6 protein-coding genes are annotated in these 6000 nt (G+C 73.4%); 4 read left to right on the top strand and 2 right to left on the bottom strand.

Translation table 11 applies throughout. The annotated features are described in order from the left end of the window. Positions 1–218: 218 nt before the first annotated feature. Positions 219–1796 carry a FadD3 family acyl-CoA ligase gene (locus ACGF4C_RS38230; protein ID WP_393573097.1) on the bottom strand — a complete coding sequence of 526 codons (1578 nt, stop codon included), beginning with the start codon at positions 1794–1796 and terminating at the stop codon, positions 219–221. Between the two features lie 130 nt (positions 1797–1926). Between ACGF4C_RS38230 and ACGF4C_RS38225 the strand changes: the two genes are divergently transcribed. From ACGF4C_RS38225 to ACGF4C_RS38215, 3 genes are read left to right on the top strand one after another with little or no spacing between them, the layout of a single operon-like run. Continuing rightward, positions 1927–3078, top strand: coding sequence for a lipid-transfer protein (locus ACGF4C_RS38225; RefSeq protein ID WP_393573095.1), 1152 nt, complete (start codon positions 1927–1929; stop codon positions 3076–3078). 1 nt (position 3079) lies between these two features. Continuing rightward, positions 3080–3511, top strand: a complete 432-nt coding sequence (locus ACGF4C_RS38220) for a Zn-ribbon domain-containing OB-fold protein (RefSeq protein ID WP_393573093.1) — start codon at positions 3080–3082, stop codon at positions 3509–3511. Next, positions 3508–4278 (top strand): enoyl-CoA hydratase/isomerase family protein, encoded by a 771-nt coding sequence (locus ACGF4C_RS38215; RefSeq protein WP_393573091.1) that lies wholly within the window; start codon positions 3508–3510, stop codon positions 4276–4278. The genes ACGF4C_RS38220 and ACGF4C_RS38215 overlap by 4 nt, the downstream gene beginning before the upstream one ends. A 32-nt stretch (positions 4279–4310) precedes the next feature. Here the strand turns inward: ACGF4C_RS38215 and ACGF4C_RS38210 are convergent, their stop codons facing one another. Next, the gene (locus ACGF4C_RS38210; protein WP_393573089.1) at positions 4311–4865 is read right to left on the bottom strand and encodes a hypothetical protein; all 555 of its coding nucleotides are present in this window, start codon (positions 4863–4865) and stop codon (positions 4311–4313) included. 196 nt (positions 4866–5061) lie between these two features. Here ACGF4C_RS38210 and ACGF4C_RS38205 point away from each other — a divergent pair, with 196 nt between their 5' ends. Then, a complete protein-coding gene (locus ACGF4C_RS38205; RefSeq protein ID WP_393573087.1) occupies positions 5062–5991 on the top strand; it encodes a hypothetical protein in 930 nt (309 codons plus the stop codon). Positions 5992–6000: the final 9 nt, after the last annotated feature.

Genomic DNA, 6000 nt, shown 5'->3' with positions numbered 1-6000 from the left:
CGGGAGGGGACGGGCCGGAGGGGCCGGTGTTTGGGACGTAAAGCGACAGCAGTCCCAAACACCGGCCCCGCAGGCCCGTCACCGCACCCACCACACACCCAGCCCGCCGCAGGCGCAACGGCGACCAACACCCGCGGCGCAGCAGACAACTACGTACGCGGCGCCGCAAAGCGCACCGGCGAGCAACCCCCACGGCGGGACAGCCAAGTACGTAGGAATCAAACCAACCCCCGCTTGCACAGCTTGCCGCTAGCGTTCCGTGGCAGCTCGGCCACGAAAGTGACCTCGCGTGGCACCTTGTAGTTGGCCATTTCGCGGCGGGACCAGGCGATCAGGTCGTCCGCGGTGAGGGCCGCGCCGGGGCGGCGGACCGCGTAGGCCTTGCCGACCTCGCCGAGGCGGGGGTCGGGGATGCCGATGACGGCGACGTCGAGGATGTCGGGGTGGCGGCCGAGGAGTTGCTCTATTTCGGCAGGATAGGCGTTGAAGCCGCCGACGATGAACATGTCCTTGATGCGGTCGGTGATGCGGAGGTTGCCCGCCGGGTCGAGGACGCCGACGTCGCCGGTGTGCAGCCAGCCGTCGGCGTCCACTGCCTTGGCGGTCTCCTCCGGGTCCTCGAAGTAGCCGCGCATGACCTGGTGGCCGCGCACCAGCACCTCGCCGGGCTCGCCCGGTCCGGCGAGGACCCGTACCTCCGTGTCGGGGATCGCGCGGCCCGAGGTGGCGGCGATGACCGCCGGGTCGTCGTCGCGGCGGCACATCGTGACCAGGCCGCTCGCCTCGGAGAGCCCGTACGCCGTCAGGACCGTGCGGACGCCCAGTTCGCCGCGCAGCCGCTCGACGAGTTGCAGCGGGACCACGGCCGCGCCGGTCACCACCAGGCGCAGCGCGCTCAGGTCGTGGGTGCCGCGGGCCGGGTGGTCGAGGAGGGACTGGTGCAGGGTGGGCGGGCCGGGCAGCACCGAGATCCGTTCGGCGGCGAGGTTGGCCAGTGTGGTGTCCACGCTGGAGACCGGCTGCGGCACCATCACCGCGCCCCGGAGCAGGCAGGCGATGATGCCCGCCTTGTAGCCGAAGGTGTGGAAGAACGGGTTGACGATCAGATAGCGGTCGCCCGGGCGCAGGCCCGCCAGTTCGCTCCAGATGCCGTAGCAGCGCAGGGTCTGCTCGTGGGTGATGACGGCGCCCTTGGGGCGGCCGGTGGTGCCCGAGGTGAAGATGATGTCGGAGGGGACGGCGGGCTGGACCTCGTCGGCGCGGTGCCGGACCTCCTCGTTCGTGATGCGGTCGCCGGCGGCGAGGAATTCCTTCCAGGTCCGGTAGCCCTCGGGGGCGCTGTCCGAGAGCACCACCACCTGTTCCAGGTGCGGGAGTCCGCCGGTGGTCTCTGCGGTCGCGCGGCGCAGGGCGGCCACGTAGGAGGTGCCGAGGAAGGTGCCGGTGACGAAGAGCAGCCGGGCGCGGGTGCGGTGCAGGAGGTCGGCGGCCTCGGTGCCCTTGAAGCGGGTGTTGACGGGGACGAGGACGGCGCCGGCGGTGACCGCGCCGAGGGCCGAGACGATCCAGTCGAGGGTGTTGGGTGCCCAGACGGCGACCCGGTCGCCGGGCGTGATTCCGGAGGCGAGGCAGGCGGCGGCCGCCCGCTCGACGCGTGCGCCGAGTTCCGCGTAGGTCACCCGGGTGCGGCCCTCGACCACCGCCTCCCGGGGGCCGTACCGCCGGGCGGCGGCGCGCACCAGGCGGGGGATGGTGCCGTGTTCCAGGTCCGCCCGCACCGCCGCGTCGTCGCCCATCGCACTGCCTCCCGCGGAAGAAGTTCCGGCCGCCGACCGGAGACCGGTGGCCGCCCGGTAGCTGACTACCCGTCAGATTAGCGGTAGCCTCCTCGGCTGTCAGTACGGACGACGGACCCCGGAGGTGGCGATGGGGGCGACCCTGAAGGACGCGACGGCGATAGCCGGCATCGGACAGACCCCGTTCGCCAAACGGCTCCAGGATTCGGAGAAGACGCTGGCCTGCCGGGCGATCGTCGCCGCACTCGACGACGCCGGGATCGCCGCCTCGGAGGTGGACGCCTTCGCCTCGTACACCATGGAGGAGACCGACGAGGTCGAGATAGCCAAGGCGATCGGTGCCGGGGACGTCACCTTCTTCTCCAAGGTCGGCTACGGGGGCGGCGGTTCCTGCGCGACGGTCGCCCATCTGGCCGCCGCCATCACCACCGGCCAGGCGCACGTCGGCGTCGCCTGGCGCTCCCGCAAGCGCGGCTCGGGACCGCGGCCCTGGAAGAACACCCAGGTGCAGCTGCCCACCCCCGGTCAGTGGACCCGGCCCTTCGGGCTGCTGCGCCCGGCCGACGAGATCGGCCTGCTGGCCCGCCGCTACCTGCACGAATACGGCGCCACCCGCGACCACCTCTTCAACGTCGCGCTCGCCTGCCGCAACCGGGCCAACCAGAATCCGGCCGCGATGATGTACGACCGCCCGCTGACCCGCGAGATGTACATGACCGCCCGGTGGATCAGCGAGCCGCTCTGCCTCTTCGACAACTGCCTGGAGACCGACGGCGCGTTGGCGTGCGTCCTGGTCTCCGCCGAGCGGGCCCGCGACTGCCGCCACCGGCCCGTGTACGTCCACTCCGTCGCCCAGGGACTGCCCGCCCAGCACCACGGGATGGTCAACTACTGGAACGACGACCCGCTGACCGGACCGGCCTGGACCGCCGCCCGGCAACTGTGGAAGCAGGCCGACTTCGGGCCGCAGGACGTGCACGTCGCGCAGATCTACGACGCCTTCACCCCGCTCATCCCGCTCTCCCTGGAGGGCTACGGCTTCTGCGGGCGCGGCGAGGGCGCGGCCTTCACGGAAGGCGGCGCCCTGGAGATCGGCGGCCGGCTGCCGCTCAACACCGGTGGCGGCGGCCTCTCCGAGGCGTATGTGCACGGCTTCAACCTGATCACCGAGGGCGTCAAGCAGCTGCGCGGCACCAGCACCGCGCAGGTGCCGGGCGCCGCGACCTGCCTGGTCACCGCGGGCGAGGGCGTGCCCACCTCCGCGCTTCTGCTGAGGAGTTGAGATGCTGCTGACACCGGTCGTCGACGACGACGGCGCCCCCTTCTGGGAGTACGCCGCGCGGGGCGAGCTGCGCGTCCAGTCCTGTGCCGACTGCGACGAGCTGCGCTTCCCGCCCCGGCCGTGCTGCCCGCACTGCCAGTCCTTCGCCGCCCACTGGCGGAAGATGAGCGGCCGCGGCCGCATCTGGTCGTACGTCGTCCCGCACCCGCCGCTATTGCCCGCGTACGCGGACCTGCCCGGCTACAACGCGATCGTGGTGGAACTGGCCGACGCCCCCCGCATCCGCCTCGTCGGCAACCTCGTCACCGCCGCGGACGCCCCGCTCAACTCCGTCGCCCCGGACCGGCTGCGGATCGGTGCCCCGGTGAAGGCCGTCTTCCACACGCCGCCCGGAGGCCCGACCGTGCCGCGCTGGGTCCTGGAGCGGCCATGACCCTGCGCATCGAGGTCGAGGACGGCGTCGCGCTGGTCACCCTCGACCGGCCGGCGCGGCACAATGCGGTCGACCTGGCCACCGCCCGCGAACTCGCCCTGGCATGGCGGGAGTTCCGGTGCGACGACTCCGTACGGGCCGCGGTCGTCACCGGCGCCGGCGGCCGCGCCTTCTGCACCGGCATCGACCGCTCGGCCGACGTCCCCCAGCCGTCCTCGCCCTACTCCCTCGACGATCCGCTGCTCACCATCGGCCCGAAGGCCAACGACCTGTGGAAGCCGGTCATCGCCGCGGTCGACGGCATGGCCTGCGGCGGCGCCTTCTACCTGCTGGGCGAGGCCGAATTCATCGTCGCCTCCGAGAACTCCACCTTCTTCGACCCGCACACCACCTACGGCATGGTCAGCGCCTACGAGTCGCTCACCATGGCGCAGCGGATGCCCTACGGGGAGGCCGCGCGGCTGGCCCTGATGGGCACCGCCGAGCGGCTGGGCGCCCCGCGCGCGTACGCGATCGGCCTGGTCTCCGAGCTGACCGCGCCGGGCGCCGCGGCCGAGGTCGCGCTGCGCCGGGCCGCCACCCTCGCCGCCCAGCCGACCGAGGCGGTCCAGGGCACCGTACGGGCCCTGTGGGCGGCCCACGAGGCGGGCCGGGCGCAGGCGCGGGCGCAGGCCCCGGCGCTGATCGCACTGGGCAATCTGCCGCCGGACCGGCAGGCGGAACTGTTCGCCGCCCGGAAGGAGCGGACGCCCCCGCACGTCAGATGACCTGCGGCCGGGCCGCAGCCGGGACGTCCGGGCTACATCTTGGTCTTGTGCGCCCGGGTGATCTGGCAGGTGTACCAGAACCGCCCGATGGAGGACTGGTTGACCGTGTACTTGGCCGTGTAGGTCTCGGTGGCGCCGGGGCCCACGACGATGGACCGCTCGTGCAGTCCGTACGCCTTGCCGTCGGCCGGCTTGGCCTTCATCCAGTTCACGGCCATGTCGTAGGAGTACGAGGAGGTTGTCGACGGGTTGGTGATGGACACCGTGTAGGTGAACTGGCGCAGCGAGTTGGAGAAGTCGCAGTTGCTGCCGGTGACGTCCGCCCGCCCGTCCGGGTCGTAGGTCTCCTCGGTCGGCGAGGGCGAGTACGACGGCGAGTAGCTGTCCGTCGGGTAGCCCGTGGGGGTCGAGTCGTAGCCGGTGGCGCTGGGGCTCGCGAGGGCGGTCGGCATCGCCACCCGCGGGCGGCTGAAGGCGCACCCGCCGACCGTGGCGACCGTGGCCAGTGCCAGCCCGCCGGCCACCGCCGCCCTCGCCGCCCTGCGGGCACCGTCGCCGGCCGTGCCCATGCGTGTGCGCTGCTTCATGATCGCCCATCCCCCGTGGAAACTTCCTGGCCCGCCGGACTGCGGGTTGACGCGTGCACGGCACCCTAGCAAGAGCCCGGGACGCCCCGTGCGGGCCCCGGCGCGCGTCCGGCCCAACCTGTCTAGCGGGTGCCCAGGGGCAGGCGTAGCGTCGGTCACGGAGGATGACCGAACGATCCGAAGCGAGGCGACGCCCGTGGTGCGCAACGTTCTCGGGTCGCTGATCGCCCTCATCGGAGCGACGGCCGCCGTATGGAGCCCCTTCCGTCCCTGGTACGACGGCCGTCACGGCAGCGACATCCGGATCGAGGACCTCTTCAACGGCATCACCCGCAACAGCGCCGCGCTGTTCGGGTCCGTCGTGCTGCCCATGGCGTTCGCGGCGCTGCTGGCGCTGATCGGCGTCGCGCTGCGCTCCCGGGCGCTGGTCGCGGTGGCCGGCGTGGTGGTGCTCGGCTTCACGATCCTGTGGATGGTGCGCCAGGGCCAGGCCGCGAGCGAACTGACCGCCGGCGCCCGCGGGCTGGGCGTGGGCGTGGCCAACGCGCTCGGCGGCGGCGCCCTGCTGCTGCTCGGCGCGCTCGTCATGCGGGGCCGCGACCGGCGGGTCTACGACCGCGGGTACGACCGGCGCTACGACGACCGCGACTACGACGACCGCCGCTACGACGACGGGTACGGCCCCTACCCGCCCGACGACCGCTACGACGCGCCCTCCGCCTATCCCCCGGGCGCCCGTCCGCCGGCCGGCTACCCGCCCGCGGCCTATCCGCCCGGCCCGCCCGAGCCGTGGGACGCCGGCCGCCCCGGCGCCGAGGAGTGGGACCCCGAGCCGTACACCGCGGGGCCGGCGGGCACCGGGGCGCCGCCGCCCCCGCCGCCGGGCCGCTCCGGCGGTCCGTACCGCGCCGACGACGACACCCCCACCACGCCGCTGCCGCCGGTCCCCCCGCCGCCACCGGCCCGGCAGCAGCCACCGTCGCCCCAGCAGCCCCGTACGCCGCAGCAGGAGCCGTACGGACACGAGCCGCCGCCGACCATGCCGGCCCGCCGCCCGCCGCCGACCCCTCCCGTGGAGTGGGGCCGGGAGCAGCGGCAGCCCCGCCCTCCGGAGGACGAGGAGTAGGGCAGTAGG

Origin of the sequence: Streptomyces sp. NPDC048197 (assembly GCF_043202395.1) — a bacterium.
In the GTDB taxonomy this organism is placed as follows: Bacteria; Actinomycetota; Actinomycetes; order Streptomycetales; family Streptomycetaceae; genus Streptomyces; species Streptomyces siderophoricus.
This window is presented reverse-complemented; position numbering and strand designations above follow the sequence as displayed.

Bases quoted from the DNA above. Each gene is read 5' to 3' on its own strand.
- ACGF4C_RS38230 (WP_393573097.1), bottom strand. From the start codon at position 1,796: ATGGGCGACGACGCGGCGGTGCGGGCGGACCTGGAACACGGCACCATC.
- ACGF4C_RS38225 (WP_393573095.1), top strand. From the start codon at position 1,927: ATGGGGGCGACCCTGAAGGACGCGACGGCGATAGCCGGCATCGGACAG.
- ACGF4C_RS38220 (WP_393573093.1), top strand. From the start codon at position 3,080: ATGCTGCTGACACCGGTCGTCGACGACGACGGCGCCCCCTTCTGGGAG.
- ACGF4C_RS38215 (WP_393573091.1), top strand. From the start codon at position 3,508: ATGACCCTGCGCATCGAGGTCGAGGACGGCGTCGCGCTGGTCACCCTC.
- ACGF4C_RS38210 (WP_393573089.1), bottom strand. From the start codon at position 4,865: ATGAAGCAGCGCACACGCATGGGCACGGCCGGCGACGGTGCCCGCAGG.